The sequence below is a fragment of the Microbulbifer variabilis genome (genome assembly GCF_023716485.1).
GTDB classification, from domain to species: Bacteria; Pseudomonadota; Gammaproteobacteria; order Pseudomonadales; family Cellvibrionaceae; genus Microbulbifer; species Microbulbifer variabilis_B.
Genome location: NZ_CP092418.1, coordinates 1,197,052 through 1,212,558 on the forward strand (window position 1 = coordinate 1,197,052; position 15,507 = coordinate 1,212,558).

Genomic DNA, 15,507 nt, shown 5'->3' on the forward strand with positions numbered 1-15,507 from the left:
GAGTAGAATGCGGTCTACTTCATTGCTAAAGGCAGTAATTAGGGCTATATGCGGTTTGGACACTCATGGTTCATTAGATCGTTAAAGTACACTATTGGTGAATAATGAAATTTCAAATAATAAAAAATTTATTTTGGCTGTCGATTGCTTTTAATTCTGCCCAGGCTCAAGCTTTCGAGCCAAAGTCAGATTTTTCGGTGAGTTTGGAGCGGGTTCGGTATTGCCAGGAGTTTTTGTGCCTTAAACAAGACACTCCATCTGAGTATCGAGCCTGGGCGATAGAGGGTGTTAGTAATAGCCGTCAACTTCATACTCAGATTGCTAGAGTGCAAAACCCAGCACGCGATAAAGTAAAAAACTTAGTATTTATTGCTGCAGGACAACAGCCACCAGGAAATGGTGCAGAAAGTTCTGTGACAGGCCAGAGGTCTGGCTATAAAAAAGACTGTGGAGTACTAAAGAGATCTTGCTCTCGCAGTATAGATGGACGTTCACTTGCTCGACAGTTGGTAGATTCAGAGCATTTTCCAACAGATGAGACCTTCTTGGCGATTGCTTTTGATACGCAATTTAACCAGATGATTAATGGTAATGAGAAGTCTCGTATAGAAAAGGCATACCTCAGTTGGCTTAAGTCAAAGGCTTATGCCTCCAATCTAGAGACTATTTACTTGGCGGGTTCTTCTCGTGGTGGTTGTCTCGTTATGAGATTGGCGAAAGCTATGCGAGCTGATCCCGATTTTCGTAATATACGAACTGTTGTACACAGTTTTGATGGTGTTTGTAAATGGACCCAAAATGAGTTGGGAGTAACTTCTTCATTCCATCGTAACCCCATGAATTCTAGTTACTTAAGCTATTACACTGATCTCAATACACAATTTCCTTACAAAGATAATTTATATCTTAGGCAGTTGACTGGTGGGGCTGAGGTCATTGAATTATCTGGGGTTCACTCTTTTGCTTATACCGCTCAAGATACTGACCTAGGGTGGTATTCACAGAGATGGGTAAATTTGGATCATACGAGTATCGGTCGAGATATGAGTCAGGATGTGAGGAATCAAACAATAGTACCCTTCTTACAGCACTTAGATGACGTGCTTTAGTTTATTTATCCTCTTATCTTAAAGTGTTAGTAGGCACTAAACCCCTGCCATGATAACTACATTGAGGTAGTTATCATGGAGGCTACCTACTTATCTAAGGGGCCTCAATAATTCGGATCAAATCTAATAGAATTCGGTTATCAGTCAAGGCTATGATAGATCATGCATCAAGTCACCTTTGCCGAAGCAGGATACCGTTTGAAGCGTCCTAAAACCCGCTGGGAAAATTCCTTTCTCAAATGGATGGCCTCCTCCCATGGCATAGGCTGGAAGCCCATATAGCTCCCTTTTACCCATCGGGTAAGGAAAATCTACCGTATTCTTCAGAGATCCTTTAGAGCCGCTATAAGGAGTTCTGACTATGGAAAAGCTAAAATTATGGTCCTCTATGACAGATAAAATAGTTATTAGCGGTTAGAGATCGGTGAGTTAATAAATCGGATCATCAAGGTACGCATTGAGCCAATTTATATTGGCTGCAATTTTTATTACGAAGAAAAACTCTTGAGACTCTTACTAGGGCCTGCCTACACTCATTATTCTATCTACGATAGTTGAAGTAGGTAGACCCTAATAACCTTCTTAGTCCCTTGAGGCATCAAATGCCATATTAGTAACTTGTAAACTTAATCAATAACTATATCCAGAAATGCTGGCTGACTTCTTTGATCAGCATGATCCACAGCAATTATTTTATATCTATAGTTTTTTTCCTGACCTAAATCAGAGTCACTGTAGGTCAAGTGACGGGTTTTACCTACAAACTCCTCATCGCGGAATATCTTATAGTGATGTGTGCCACCATTTTTAATGGCTTCATTCCATGTTAATATTACTTTTCCTTCAGAGTATTTATATTTGAACCCTGTTACCTGCGGTGGGACACCCTCATTATCGTAAAAGCTACAAGGTACTATATCTCTGCCCAAGCCATCGGTACACTGATCTACATTCTTGTTTCTTTTTTCTGAGGCATTCCAATCTTTGGCTATCCCTCCAGTACACATGTTATCAACACAGTAGGGAAGGTCGTAGTTTTGGCACGTTCTACAGGTTTCATATCCCCAGCCGTTGGTGAAAGGAATACGTCGGCTCTTATCTAATGAGGGGAAGTAATTACATACCACCACATGTGCGCCATCGTTATAGGCAGGGTTACTAGAACCAATAATGCTATCGCATTCCGCTACAGCACAGCCAACATAACGGGTTTCTCCATGGCATACCTGGGCCCAATGGCCACATGTTTCTGCATGGCAGAATTCATTATCCCAGTCATACCCATAGCTTTCATCATACCAAGATTTAACTGAGCCGGCCCAGGTCTCGGCAGCATACTGCGATGCCGGTGGATTAAAAATATTAATTGAAACATTTTCTCCGATTTCAATACTACCAGCGGGCAATACAAAAGATACTTCACCTTTAACTTTTTCAAATGCCTCTCTAATACCGGTTGCCTCATTTAAGTGACCAAAATAGCAGGCTGATGCTCTTTCTTTGGCCATTTTTGCCAAAGCATCGTCCCAAAAAAGGGTCTGCATATTACCGGCAGATTCTGGGCCGTTACCTTCTCCAGATTCACCCTTCGCGCATCTCTCCCGGTACTCATTGTGAGTGTCTAACATGATACGTTTTTGTTCCAAAGAGAGTTCAAAGGAACCATCTTCACCGGGATCGGGATCGGGATCGGGATCGGGATCGGGATCGGGATCGGGATCGGGATCGGGATCGGGGTCGGGATCGGGATCGGGGTCGGGATCGGGATCAGGGTTGGGATCAGGATTGGGATTTTGGTTCATCCCTCCATCATCACTAACCTCAGGAATGCCTTTATTGTCATTGTCGGAACCACCCCCGCCACCTGAACAGGCAGCCAGGAGGGCGGATAAACAGATAGCTGTTATTAGTTTGAAGGAATCATTCATATCAGACCCACTTTACACGTTGTACTTTTATAAAATCGAGCGAATTATAGAGAGGCATTTACGTTATTCTGTGAAGCGTGACATGTATTTTATTGCAATATGATTGATGCTTTATGGACTGTTGAGAAGGCAAATTAATTAGTGAAAAATTTATTTATTTTTCGTTTTTTAATCTTGATGCTTGATTTTTGTAATAGTGGAAAGTGAAACAGCATGATATTTATTGAATGGTGCCCTAGAGTAAACTTACTTTAAGTAGCCCGGATTTCTCTTGAGGCTATTGGTCCGGAATCTCAAGGTGAGTTGTAGCTGCGATTAAAACAAATATGGACTAATAGCGATCGCTCAGTAAAAGTTCCAGCAGGTTTTCAATGAAAGTTGCTCCAGATCTTCGGTAGGTTAATTTTAATCTTGCCATTTTTGGAGGTGCTAATTTATTGGTTAATATATTTTATTTGGTTGGTCGTTTATATGGGTGGCCTCTTTTTGTGTACATTAGATCAACAATTAAAGGTGTTCAGTAGTGGTAAGCGATTTGTATAGTGTTTATCTAAGTAGGGTGTGGGGGAATGTGTCATCCTATGGGTATGTTTAGGGTGTTTTATTAATCGCAATGCTATTAGGTGGCAATAAGTGAGAGTGCGATCTGAATACCTGTAGTAATCTCCAGGTAATGTTTATGTTGATTTAAATGACTTTTTCTAAAATCAAAATTACAAAGTGTTGTGTGTTGGGTCTGGTTCTGTAATATTACACAAAAGGTATCTCAAGACTAATGACGTAATATTCACTATGTATCAGTTTACCTATGAGCCTACCCCCAAAAATATTCTATTGGATTTGATGGGGGTTAATAAGCGACATGAACTGGCAACCAGCCAGCTGGGTTTCATATCTGATGCATTTGATGTTTCCACAAATAATTTACGGGTGACACTTAATAGATTGGTGGGCACCGGCCTGATTACTCAAAATCGGCGTGGTATCTACAGTTTGACAGAAAAAGCACTGTCCAAACGTGCTTTTATAAACCGTTGGAAAAACAATACCTTTCTATACGATAACTGGGATTTTAGGTGGATAGCCTGCCACCTACCTAAAAGAGCAGCACGTGCAGTTCGTAAGAAATCATTAATGGTACTTGAGTGGTATGGATTTGCCGAAGGTCTGGATCACCTGCTGGTGCGACCCAATAATCTCACACTGAGTCATGCAAAATTAACCGACATGCTGATTACACTAGGTCTCGAAACCAATGCGCACTGCTTTGTCTTGCAGGATGTATCGGACACACTGGTTAATCAATGGGGAGACGATTTGTGGGATATTGAACGTTTAGATCGAGAGTATGATGCCTTGATAGATGCTCTTGAGAGCAGTCTTACAAACCTGGCATCAAAGCCTGCCAAAGCTTCGTTATCTGAAACATGCCGCTTGGGTGGCGAGGCTATCCATCGTTTAGCGACTGACCCTTTACTACCAAAAGTAATCAGGCCACAAAATAAATACCAGGAACTTAAAAGTATTGTACGTAAGTATGACCGTACAGGTCGCAATATTTGGTTGGAACAATTGCAGAAGTTAGGCGTTGACACATAATCACAAAATGGTGACTTGCAATGAATATCCCCCTTAGTAAAGAAGAGGTTAAGCCGCTCCTACAGCGCAGTGATGCCAAGGCCTGGTGGATAGTGGTCAGTACTTGGCTCTGTATAGTGGGAATTTTTACCATAGCAGCGTTATTGCCACACTGGGCAACTTATATTGTTGCAGTATTTTTACTTGCTGGGCGGCAGCAGGCCCTGGCAGCCATTATGCACGAAACTGGTCATAAAACACTTTTCGCAACTCGAGCCTATAACAAGTTTGTTTGTAAGTGGTTGTCTTCACCGTTTTTGTTAATGGATGGAGAAACCTATATAAAAAGTCATATGATGCATCACCGTAAAGCCGGTACAGATCAAGATCCAGACCTGCAAAACTATAAGGATTATCCTGTCAGTAAAAAGAGTTTGGTTAGGAAGTTTTCCAGAGATTTTTTGGGGTTAACTGGTTTAAAAGCGAATTTATATTTATTTTTGAGTGGGCGAGACTTACTAAGCCGTAAAAAGCGAGTGAATTTTCAGTTAACCCGAGGTTTATTCGTTAATAGTGTAATGTTTGCCATACTGTGGGCTTTTGGTGTCCCGCAGTTATATCTATTGTGGATTGTGGCTTATCTTACCGTGTATATGGCTATTATTCGGATGCGTCAGATCGCCGAACACGCAGGGGTCAAAGATCTTTACCACTTGGAACCAAAATACAATACGCGTTCGGTGCCTAGGGGTATTTTAGGGCTTCTGTTTGTCAGTCCCACAGAAGGTTTGAGTTACCATTGTGAACATCATGCCTTCATGGCAGTGCCCACTTATAACCTCAGGGCGTTGCATAAGTTGCTAAAGGATCGTGGTTATTACGATGATGTTGAGCTGGCCAGTAACTACTTCGGTGTTTTGAAACAGGTAGTGAGATGAGGCCTAGCAAAGGACAAGTATTTATTTGCACCAGTGCTGCTTACTGGTGCAATACTTTATGGGCATACTCAGCCAAAGTATGCGTGATTTCTTTAATTAACTTGGATTTCAAATTCCAAACATGCCAGTACAAGGGGATTTTCAGATGCTGATCTGGAGTCAGCTTGATCAGTTTCTCTTGTCTTAACAAATCCTCCACTTGTATATCTGGTGCCATTCCCCAGCCCAAGCCCAATGTCAGAAAATTGAGGAATCCCTTAGAGGAGGGGATTTCGTGAGACGGGTATTGGCCGGCCTCTATTCCCCAAAACTGCTTTAAGTATCGGCTTTGCAGCTGGTCCTTATAGTTGAATTCAACTGCAGGGGCATAGCGAAATTCATCCACATCGACTGGGTCCGAGAAGTAGTGTTCCTTAAAAGCCGGAGTGCATACCGGGTAGTAAGCCATGTGTCCCAATAGAATGGACTGGCAGCCCTGCAGGTTACTGGTTACCGAACTAATACAGCCAATGACTTCTCCGTTCTTGAGCAGCTCCAAGGTGGCTTCCTGGTCATCGACTTTCAAGTCAACAAGTAGGTGGTGGGAACGAATGATGGGGGTCACGGCTTTAAGGAACCAAGTATCCAGACTGTCCGAGTTAAGGGCGATACGCACCTTATTTTGGTTGCTATAACGGGTTTTACTGCCTTCCGGGTCTATGTCTGCTAGCAGCTCGTGTTGCAAAAGGTGCATCTGTTGGAAATAACCCAGCACCTTAAGACCGGCTTCAGTAGGGCGTAGTGGTGTTGATCGGATGAGCAGGGCCTGCCCGACTTGTCCCTCAAGCGCTTTGATTCGCTGGGATACTGCAGATTGACTGACGTGAAGCAAAGCGGCGGCCTTATCAAAACTCTGCTCCTCTACCACGAAAGCAAAGGCCTGAAGCTGTTTGAGATCTAACATAAGATATTCTTATGAGGTATCAATATAATTAAATTTACTTATTCTAGCTCGCCTCTTAATCTCCCGCCACTTTCCGACCCGCACACCGCGGGCAGACCCCAATGACCACAGGAGGCAACGTGATTTCGGGTTTGCTGCTAGCCCCTCTGACAAAGGGCTTTATCACTACTATCAGCTTGATCATGGCAATTGGCGCGCAGAATGCTTATCTATTGACGCAGAGTATTCGCCGTCAGTACCACTACAGTATCGCTGCGCTGTGTGTTCTGATGGATATTGTCCTGATCACCAGTGGTGTCTACCTGGTGTCACACTTGGCCCAAGCAGAAGGAAACTGGATGGTCTGGTTGACCTGGTTGGGCGTGGCCTTCCTGATTGGCTATGGTGCTATGGCGTTTCGTTCAGCTTTTACCAATAAGGGGCTAGAGGATAAGAAAGAGTGGGTTAAATCCAGGCGCTCTGCCTTGATTACCGCTGTGGCGCTTACCCTGTTAAACCCCCATGCTTATGTGGATACGGTTGTCCTGATTGGCTCGGTCGGTGCCCAGTACGCAGGAGAAGGTACTTTATTCTTTGTGATTGGCGCTTGCAGTGCCTCGGTGCTTTGGTTTGCGCTGTTATCGGTTGGTGGCAGTATGATGCAGCCGCTGTTTAAGAACCCAAAAACCTGGCGAGTACTGGATGTATTGGTGGGTATTATGATGTGGTCGATTGCAGCAAGCTTGCTGTGGGCACAGTAACCAATCAGATTAACGGAGCGGTCATTGGAGATTTTTAAGCTATCCGCTCCGATTCATACATGCCTGGATAAATCAGGCATGTATGAATAATCATTAGCTTCCCATTGTAGATAAGTGGAAAACCCCTTTAGGCAATGGCCATTTCTTTATTTTCTGTGTTTCTGCTTAAGTGGCGACCCATATTGATAGCCGGCTTCTCAATCAGCTTGTACACCAAAGTTCCCAGGGCAATACTCACAAGAGTTGTGGCCAACATATAGACCTCTACAGAATAAGCAGAAAATGACTGTGCCCACGACTGCTGTATGGTCCAATTCAGCCCACGCATCACAATGGGGTGGAATAGATAAACGGAATAACTGATGGTTCCCAATGCTACCAGACTGCGCCATGGCCTAAAGGGGACTAGCAGAACTACAAAGAAAATAGCCAAAGCAATGAGATGCGGTAGGGCAAAGCGCAAAGGGTCTTCGGTGACCGGTTTACCTAGGAAATAAAGAAACAAAACCATCAGCGGAATAGAGAAGGTGCCTGCTACTGCGAGAATGGCATACCAGTAGTTTTTCTTACTCACATAACTATGTCGGATCAAGGTTCCGCAGAACATAACGGCGAGACAGAAAGGAATATAAGTAATGGTGGGAGCCATCTCTGGCAGCTTAATGGGTAATTGCTCTAATAATTGCCAACCTATAAATAGGGATAATCCCCCCAACAGAAGAGTAGTAGGACCAGGGGGTTAGCAAGTTGCCGTTTGGCAAAAATCAATGCACATAAGCAGTAAAAAATTAATTCAACTGTCAAGGTCCAGTAAAGCCCTTGCACATTATCAAACCCCATTAACCCCTGTAGCATGGTTGTGTTTGCGGCAATAGTAGCTGCAGGATACATCCAGTCGCTGATAAGCCAAGTTAGGCCAAGTGCCATAAATAGCGATGTCCAGTAGGCAGGATACAGACGGAAGAAACGGCGAATGGCAAAGTTCTTTAAAGAGCTTTGAGTACTAGAGAGGCTAAAAGGAATAACAAAGCCCGAAATTAAAAAGAAACAGATTACTCCTATTCGGCCAAAATCTAGTTGGTTCACAAACTCAGCCAGCTCGGTGCCATGTTGGGCGATACTGGAATTACGAATAAAAACTTCACTACTGTGTTGCCAAACAACAAGAATTGCTGCAAGCCCCCGCAGTGCATCAAGGTTAAGTAAACGGCTATTCATAGATTTGCTGTATTCCTTTAATCAGCAGAGGAAAACCCATAGGTTTTAGAATTTATTTCGCTGCTACGGGCAAGCTTGAAATGCTATAAATAGCATTTAAGGCGAGCCGTAATTAAGTACAATGATAAGCCTTTACAAGGCAATTTATACTTAAAATCAGGTCAAGGAAATGAGCCTTATTGCTTAAAGCGAACGGTTCTTAGCTTCCAGAGGACACTGATGAATGAACCGAATCCTACCATAAATCCTCGAATCAGAGGATAATTCAATCTTACTTGTTGATCTTTTCGAGACTGACTATTAAATAAACAGTCAAAACTTCAACGGCACAAACTGATTAGTCACTAGTATCGCAAATAAGAGAAACAGAAAAGTTCCCACTACCCAAAAACTGGATGCAGTAAAAGGCAATGTTTGCATTGTCATGGTATGCCCTTCATGTTCGGGTTGTGAATCATGGGTGGATGAGGGGATTGGCTGGCTATTCTTGATATCAGGATCAGTTTCCGGAGAACAAAACCCTAGACAGGGCGCAGGACCATCCAGTCCTGGTAGGGTCATGCATCCGTGTTTTAGGTGGTTTTTTACCAGCCAGTAGTTGATGGGATAAGCGATAAAGCCACCGACAATGCTTGCAAGGCTCATTCGAAACCAAAATGTGGCATTGGTGGGATCTTCCGATTCTGGCCACAGTGTAGCCAGTATCACCATGGTAGGAATCATTCCCCCCATTACCATATTCATAGATACCGTTTCAGCAAAAAATGTCTTGCGCACCGCTTTCAAATAGTTGCCCTGGTACATACCCAGCATCATCAACGCCTGAAAAATGAACAGCCCGCAAATGAAGCCTGCAATATACTCAATGGTGGCATCCCAGCCATTGGTGAGTCCAAAGAAGGGTACAATGGATGCGGCAATAACAATACCGGTGGCATCACCGGCCAGGCAGTGCATCTCACTATTAACACTCTGTTTCCAGGTGGCGCGCGTAAATGCATCGTGACCACCGGGAAAGGGGCGCCGGCAAGTCAGTAAATACAGAATCAGCCCAACAACACCTGTATATACAACAACCAGTATCCACGCCATGCGCTGTACCCAGCTGGTCGGCGCGTTGGTGATAGAATCCCAAACGACAAAGACCACACTTATAGCCGCGAAAATAAACCAGACAAGCATAGCGCCATTTAGCATGCCAGATTCTCTTTAAGGATTATGCCGGTATCTAGTAGTTTAATTGATAGGGGCTGGTTTTTGAGAATCCGGATGAGCCTTAGCTACTATCTACCCACAGCTACATAATTGTATCTGTACGTACTTTTGCTGCGCTATAGCGTATGCAGGAGTAATATCTTTAGTCTTTATTTTAATCGACATTTAAAACTTCCTGATGAACCCGCTAAACGTTATATATTGAAATTGCTTAGGGTAATCTATTTTGCACTCTAGGGCTGTCTATAAAAGTATTTGGTTGTTTTTGGTGTATTTAGATAAATTTAATGCTGAGCTTTATAAGCTAAGCAATAAAAGATAGTAAATTCTTTGTGGCGGCTAAACACTAAGGCAAAATCACCTCGAGAGGACTATTTTTAATCTCTGAATGAATGTCAATTTGTAAGTGTCATAAATAATATATTTTGGATTTTAATATACATTTTATGATGAATACTAAATGGAGATACAATGTCTAAAGATCCTCAACTAGTCGCCGAACAACTAAGGAAGCCATCTGGCGCCTTAGCTTCAGATACTGCACTGCAGATGAATAAGGCTAATAAAGCAACGAACCTGGCCGCACTAGAATTACTTCGTGTGGTGGATCATGACCATATTCTTGAGATTGGGCCTGGCAATGGTAAATTTGCAGTCGATGTACTTCGAAAGGGTTCCAGCATTCGCTATACCGGAATTGATTGGTCTAGTGAAATGGTTTCGAGCGCGAAAAATCTCAACTCTAAACACATTGAATCGGGACAGATGGACTTTAAAGTTGGAACCTCGGAGAGGTTACCGTTTGCTGACAGTCAATTCGAGAAGGCGATTACTGTCCACACTATCTACTTTTTGGAATCTATCAAAACGCATTTGTCTGAAATACGCAGAGTATTGGTGCCTGAAGGAAAGTTTTGCTTAGCTTTTGGTGATAAGTCCTTTATGCAGAATTTATCATTTACATCGTTTGGGTTTCAGCTTTTTGATGAAAGCGATATTCGGACTCAATTAATTGAAGCTGGCTTTAGGGTTCTATGCTGTGAAAGGCATATTGAGTATGGAGAGAGTAATACCGGAGATCGAGTAGAAAAGTTAATAAACATTGTTTTATGTGAGGCCTGAACAAAGGATCATATGAGCTTAACAAGCTCAGTGCTGCTACCGATTGTTTCTGGTATTATTTCAATTAAAAAATACCGTATGAAAGATCAAGAATAGATATGGTTTGATTTTTGGTAAACTCTATAGAAAGTGTTTAATGTGTGGTATCTGTTTGACGAGATGCTTGAATGATTAATTATTAATATAGCTAATTTGGTAATGATAGGTATCAGTATCTTTGCACATATTGATGGTTATCTTGTGTGTTTGTCAGTGTCCGAGCAATGTCATCTAATAACTTATCATAGTACTTTGCATTTCTTTCACCAGACTTCTTCAGTTTTTTCAAGTTTTTAGGAGATGCATCATCTAATGCAGAATTCGCATCATGGAGATCTGGCTGAATTCGGTAGTACTTTGTGTTTTCTACGGTTGATGAAATTTGTTTCAGGTAATAATGGGTCATTTGAGCTCCGCCACTTAATGCAATATCTATAGCTGGCCTTGCCCAGTTGAAAATACCCCAATTTTTCGTTTCTTTGTATTTGTAACTTGTTAGCTGCTTACCAGTACCAAGAGACACAATAATCATATCCTTGATCCCACTCACACCGCTAAACTTAATGGCTTCTGAGTAAGCACATAAAGCGGGGTCACTGGCAACCATACCACCGTCTACCAGTATATATTTTTTGTTAATTGGTGATAGTGAGTAAATACGTGCGGGTTCAAAGTAGGTTGGTGCGGCGGTGCTGCCTCGTAGTAAATCTCTAACTAGAAAGTCTTCATTTCTCACTAATGCGCAGTGTTGCCTAAAGATAACTTGCTCTCGCTTTTTAATATCATAGGAAATAAAACAGGTGGGTTTTAATAGTTCACTAAGCTTTGTTTTTCCAAAATATTTCTTCAAAATCTTTTCTAGTTCATGTGTAGAGTATTTTTCTTCCTTGAGTAGTCTCAGCTTATCCAGATAAGGCCAGATTCCACCATTAAATACCTTGTCTCCTTCTTTTAAATAAATATTAACGGTTTCCTGGGCTGAAAATTTTGGCCTTCCCTCTTCATTAGGGAAGATATAGGCCGCGCCTAATACGGCGCCAGTGCTTGTTCCTGCAATGAGGTCAAAAAAATCTCCTATTCTGGCGTCGGGGTTGCCTGATTGCACTTTTAGCTTATGTTCAAGAGAGACCAATATTTCACCGGGCAGTATGCCTCTTATCCCCCCTCCATCAATAGATAGGATTCGGATCGCCACTGTTAACTCTCCCTGGATTCATTCATTGAGTGCAATTGTAGAAAGATAGCACTAGGCTCAATGGTTAATGCCTTAAATGTGAGCGGTGATTAATGGATGTAAAAATAAGTTTCTGGTATTAAAAAATACATATTGAGCAGTACGGCCGTATTCATAAAATGAATAAGTTAATTTTAAAGAAAATTCGCATAAGCACTGGGCGTGAGTTTTTTTGGGTTTGATCACTGGTTTGTCAAAAGGAAAAAGAGAAGGCCATTTTTAATGGCATATTGAGGCTAGCGTGTTTTCGAATTGTCTAGGATCTTAGGTTGTCGGCCCGGCGCTTAATTAATCATGCCAATACAGAAGGGCACTTAGACACACATAGTAACTATCTTGACCCGGACTACAATGAATCAGGTTCAAGAGGCGCCGAAAGTGGAGCTTCTCAGATTAAGGAAATTTGCTCAAGGGTACCCACTATGGCTATGAACCTCGCACAGAAACTGATTAAGAGTCATCTCGTGAGTGGTTCATTGGAACCCGGTAGCCCAATAGAGATAAAGATTGACCAGACGCTGGCTCAGGATGGTACCGGCACTCTGGTGATGTTAGAGCTAGAGGCGCTTGGTTTATCACAAATCAAAACTGAGCTTTCCGCCCAGTATGTAGACCACAACCTTCTACAGACGGACTTCAAAAATGCGGATGATCACTTGTTCCTGCAAAGCGCCTGTCGCAAGTTTGGACTTTGGTTTTCACGTCCTGGAAACGGTGTAAGCCACCCGGTACATATGGCTTGCTTTGATGTTCCCGGAAAGACGTTACTTGGCGCCGATAGCCATACCTGTGCAGCCGGCTCTATGGGTATGCTGGCCATTGGTGCTGGTGGTCTTCAGGTGGCCATGGCTATAGCTGGCGTTCCCTTCGCGCTGAAAATGCCGAAGGTGCTCGGCGTAAGGCTTGAGGGTGAACTGCCTCCCTGGGTCAGTGCCAAGGACATCATCCTGGAAATGTTGCGTAGGCAAACGGTCAAGGGGTGTGTGAATAAGATTGTCGAGTACCACGGCCCAGGTCTCACCAATCTTACTGCTATGGACCGCCATGTAATCGCCAATATGGGGCAGGAGATGGGTACCACGGCCAGTGTCTTTCCTGCCGATCACGCTGTGAAGGCCTTCCTCAAACAACAGCATCGGGAAAGCGATTATGTAGAAATGAAAGCCGACGAGGGTGCGAGCTATGACGAAGAGGACACCATTAATTTATCTGATCTTGAGCCGCTGATCGCCTGCCCATCCAGTCCAGACAAAGTGGTAACCGTACGTGAAGTGGCTGGTCGCCCTATTTACCAGAGCTATATAGGCTCTTCTGCTAACCCTGGGCTGAGGGATTTCGCCATACCAGCGCGTATCGTCGCAGGTCGTCGATTAGCCGACGATGTCTCTTTTGATATCAACCCAACCTCGCGCCAATTGCTAGAGGAGCTTAGCCGGAGTGGCGATCTCACAAAGCTACTTGAAGTGGGCGCGCGCTTGCACCAAACAGGTTGTGGCGGTTGTATTGGTATGGGGCAGGCTCCGGCCACTGGCCGTATCAGCCTACGTACTGTGCCACGTAATTTCCCTGGTCGATCCGGCACAGCCGATGACCAAGTCTATTTATGCAGCCCTGAAACCGCCACTGCCAGTGCACTGAAGGGTGTGATCACCGATCCTCGTGATCTGGACATGGACTATCCCAGCTTTAGTGAGCCGGAATATCTGCCAGATATAAGACCTTTACTTCAGCCACCACAAGAAATCCCCGTAGCCGTTGAGCTGATTAAAGGTCCGAATATCAAACCGTTGCCAAACTTTGAAAAGCTTCCAAACACCTTAACGGGTCCGCTATTACTGAAAGCGGGTGACAACGTTTCGACAGATGAAATACTGCCTGCTGGAGCGGAGATTTTACCTTTACGCTCAAATATCCCCGCCATTAGTCGCTATACATTTTCCCGTATTGATGAAAACTTTTACCAGCGGGCGATAAAATTGAATGGTGACTGTTTTGTTGTTGGTGGTGAAAATTATGGGCAAGGCTCCAGCCGTGAACATGCAGCGGTATCATCACGATTTCTTGGGGTAAGGTGCATAATTGCAAAAAGCATGGCTCGTATCCACCGCCGTAATCTCATTAATTTTGGTGTTCTGCCACTACTTTTTGAGAACTTTGATGATTACGATCGAATTGAGCAGGATTCAATCCTTGAGATTGATAAGCCAATAGCACAACTGAAATCAAACAATTCTGTAAAGCTTTTGATTAAGCCATCCGGTGAGAGTATTAGTCTACGCAGTGACTTGTCAGTAGATGAAATCGAAGTGCTAGAGGCTGGTGGCATGATTAATCAAGTACGAGAAAAGTATCTGAGTAACGAGAAATAGTGGGTTTTAGTGCACCCGAAAATTACTCAAATGCTTTAATTAAATACTTTTTATATCGAATAGCCTTTTACGCTAAGTGGCATCCTGTTTTTCTAACCACTTTAGAATGATCTGATTTGTTTCTTCCGGTTTTTCCTGTTGAATCCAGTGGCCGCAGTTGAGACTGACTATATCAACATTGGGAACAAACTCTTTTAAGTTTGGAGCCTTAGGGATCAAGTCTCGATCGCCGTAAATCATAAGTGCTGGCTTTTGGATGGTTGGCTCTACATCTGCCAAGATCTGCCAATTTCGGTCAAGGTTTCTATACCAATTAATACTGCTCATGAACCCTGTTTTCTCAAATGCGGAAACAAAAACAGCCAGTTCGCTATCACTCATTAAGGGCTCGCCAAGTGGCGCTTCTGCTTTGGCGAGATCGATCATCATCATTCCAGGCTCTGGTGGTGCTGGAGGTACGTTCTTGCGGAATATATTGCGAAGGAATTGTGAAGTATTTGCATCTAACACAGTGTCCGCGATGCCTGGCTGTCGGTTAAAGTGAACAATGTAATAGTCGCTTCCTAGAAATTCTTCCATAAACTCGACCCACGGCTTTTCTGTTCGAGCCTGGTAGGGTAAAGCCATGTTTATAACTTTGTTGACCCGGTTTGGATGTAATAGCGCAAGCCCCCAAACCACCATTGCGCCCCAATCATGGCCGACAAACGTGGCATCTTTGTATCCGTAGTGATCAAGAAGCGCGACGAGGTCACCCGACAAGTTTTCAATGCCATAGTCAGTTATATCGGCAGGTCGGGATGAATTGCCATAACCACGCTGGTTTGGAACGATAACGTGGTAGCCGGCTGCGGCAAGTACAGGCAGCTGGTGGCGCCAAGAATAGGCATGTTCTGGCCAGCCGTGACAAAGCACAATTGGTTTTCCCATATTCTGTTGGCCTGCTTCAAAGACTTCTAACTCAACGCCGTTGACTGGAATAAGAGTGGGCTTGGGGAATTCGGTTTGATTAAACAATGTATTTCTCCTTTTTTGAGGCTCAACAATGCCTTATGTGCCGGACAGCCCCTTCTT

Annotated in this window: 13 protein-coding genes; 6 read left to right on the top strand and 7 right to left on the bottom strand. The window is 43.5% G+C overall.

The window, feature by feature from the left end:
* The first annotated feature begins 104 nt into the window (after positions 1–104).
* Positions 105–1,109 carry a DUF2974 domain-containing protein gene (locus MJO52_RS05240; RefSeq protein WP_252084895.1) on the top strand — a complete coding sequence of 335 codons (1,005 nt, stop codon included), beginning with the start codon at positions 105–107 and terminating at the stop codon, positions 1,107–1,109.
* Between the two features lie 626 nt (positions 1,110–1,735).
* Here the strand turns inward: MJO52_RS05240 and MJO52_RS05245 are convergent.
* Positions 1,736–3,037: a CAP domain-containing protein gene (locus MJO52_RS05245; protein WP_252084896.1), complete on the bottom strand. Its 1,302-nt coding sequence runs from the start codon at positions 3,035–3,037 to the stop codon at positions 1,736–1,738.
* Positions 3,038–3,829: 792 nt separating this feature from the next.
* On the opposite strand from MJO52_RS05245, the gene MJO52_RS05250 reads away from it, so the two are divergent.
* Both MJO52_RS05250 and MJO52_RS05255 read left to right on the top strand, forming a co-directional pair.
* Positions 3,830–4,636, top strand: a complete 807-nt coding sequence (locus tag MJO52_RS05250) for a hypothetical protein (protein ID WP_252084897.1) — start codon at positions 3,830–3,832, stop codon at positions 4,634–4,636.
* Between the two features lie 116 nt (positions 4,637–4,752).
* Positions 4,753–5,553 (top strand): fatty acid desaturase family protein, encoded by an 801-nt coding sequence (locus MJO52_RS05255; RefSeq protein WP_252084898.1) that lies wholly within the window; start codon positions 4,753–4,755, stop codon positions 5,551–5,553.
* A 40-nt stretch (positions 5,554–5,593) separates the two neighbouring features.
* Here the strand turns inward: MJO52_RS05255 and MJO52_RS05260 are convergent, their stop codons facing one another.
* The gene (locus tag MJO52_RS05260; protein WP_252084899.1) at positions 5,594–6,496 is read right to left on the bottom strand and encodes a LysR family transcriptional regulator ArgP; all 903 of its coding nucleotides are present in this window, start codon (positions 6,494–6,496) and stop codon (positions 5,594–5,596) included.
* Between the two features lie 101 nt (positions 6,497–6,597).
* Between MJO52_RS05260 and MJO52_RS05265 the strand changes: the two genes are divergently transcribed.
* Entirely contained in the window at positions 6,598–7,236 is a 639-nt protein-coding gene (locus MJO52_RS05265; RefSeq protein WP_252084900.1) for a LysE/ArgO family amino acid transporter, read from the top strand.
* 127 nt (positions 7,237–7,363) lie between these two features.
* Here the strand turns inward: MJO52_RS05265 and MJO52_RS05270 are convergent, their stop codons facing one another.
* The 3 genes from MJO52_RS05270 to MJO52_RS05280 all read right to left on the bottom strand — a co-directional run bounded on the left by MJO52_RS05270 (position 7,364) and on the right by MJO52_RS05280 (position 9,651).
* Positions 7,364–7,885: an acyltransferase family protein gene (locus tag MJO52_RS05270; RefSeq protein WP_252084901.1), complete on the bottom strand. Its 522-nt coding sequence runs from the start codon at positions 7,883–7,885 to the stop codon at positions 7,364–7,366.
* A 41-nt stretch (positions 7,886–7,926) separates the two neighbouring features.
* Positions 7,927–8,454 (bottom strand): acyltransferase family protein, encoded by a 528-nt coding sequence (locus MJO52_RS05275; RefSeq protein WP_252084902.1) that lies wholly within the window; start codon positions 8,452–8,454, stop codon positions 7,927–7,929.
* 312 nt (positions 8,455–8,766) lie between these two features.
* A complete protein-coding gene (locus MJO52_RS05280; protein ID WP_252084903.1) occupies positions 8,767–9,651 on the bottom strand; it encodes a DUF4396 domain-containing protein in 885 nt (294 codons plus the stop codon).
* Positions 9,652–10,140: 489 nt separating this feature from the next.
* Between MJO52_RS05280 and MJO52_RS05285 the strand changes: the two genes are divergently transcribed.
* Positions 10,141–10,791, top strand: coding sequence for a class I SAM-dependent methyltransferase (locus tag MJO52_RS05285; RefSeq protein WP_252084904.1), 651 nt, complete (start codon positions 10,141–10,143; stop codon positions 10,789–10,791).
* 208 nt (positions 10,792–10,999) lie between these two features.
* Here MJO52_RS05285 and MJO52_RS05290 read toward each other — a convergent pair whose 3' ends face one another.
* A complete protein-coding gene (locus tag MJO52_RS05290; protein WP_252084905.1) occupies positions 11,000–12,025 on the bottom strand; it encodes a patatin-like phospholipase family protein in 1,026 nt (341 codons plus the stop codon).
* A gap of 461 nt (positions 12,026–12,486) precedes the next feature.
* On the opposite strand from MJO52_RS05290, the gene MJO52_RS05295 reads away from it, so the two are divergent.
* Positions 12,487–14,433: an aconitate hydratase gene (locus tag MJO52_RS05295; protein ID WP_252084906.1), complete on the top strand. Its 1,947-nt coding sequence runs from the start codon at positions 12,487–12,489 to the stop codon at positions 14,431–14,433.
* 72 nt (positions 14,434–14,505) lie between these two features.
* Here the strand turns inward: MJO52_RS05295 and MJO52_RS05300 are convergent, their stop codons facing one another.
* A complete protein-coding gene (locus MJO52_RS05300) occupies positions 14,506–15,450 on the bottom strand; it encodes an alpha/beta fold hydrolase (protein ID WP_252084907.1) in 945 nt (314 codons plus the stop codon).
* Positions 15,451–15,507 lie beyond the last annotated feature (57 nt).

Coding starts and splice junctions, on each gene's coding strand:
- MJO52_RS05240 (WP_252084895.1), top strand. CDS start 105: ATGAAATTTCAAATAATAAAAAATTTATTTTGGCTGTCGATTGCTTTT.
- MJO52_RS05245 (WP_252084896.1), bottom strand. CDS start 3,037: ATGAATGATTCCTTCAAACTAATAACAGCTATCTGTTTATCCGCCCTC.
- MJO52_RS05265 (WP_252084900.1), top strand. CDS start 6,598: ATGACCACAGGAGGCAACGTGATTTCGGGTTTGCTGCTAGCCCCTCTG.
- MJO52_RS05280 (WP_252084903.1), bottom strand. CDS start 9,651: ATGCTAAATGGCGCTATGCTTGTCTGGTTTATTTTCGCGGCTATAAGT.
- MJO52_RS05270 (WP_252084901.1), bottom strand. CDS start 7,885: ATGGCTCCCACCATTACTTATATTCCTTTCTGTCTCGCCGTTATGTTC.
- MJO52_RS05295 (WP_252084906.1), top strand. CDS start 12,487: ATGGCTATGAACCTCGCACAGAAACTGATTAAGAGTCATCTCGTGAGT.
- MJO52_RS05260 (WP_252084899.1), bottom strand. CDS start 6,496: ATGTTAGATCTCAAACAGCTTCAGGCCTTTGCTTTCGTGGTAGAGGAG.
- MJO52_RS05285 (WP_252084904.1), top strand. CDS start 10,141: ATGTCTAAAGATCCTCAACTAGTCGCCGAACAACTAAGGAAGCCATCT.
- MJO52_RS05250 (WP_252084897.1), top strand. CDS start 3,830: ATGTATCAGTTTACCTATGAGCCTACCCCCAAAAATATTCTATTGGAT.
- MJO52_RS05275 (WP_252084902.1), bottom strand. CDS start 8,454: ATGAATAGCCGTTTACTTAACCTTGATGCACTGCGGGGGCTTGCAGCA.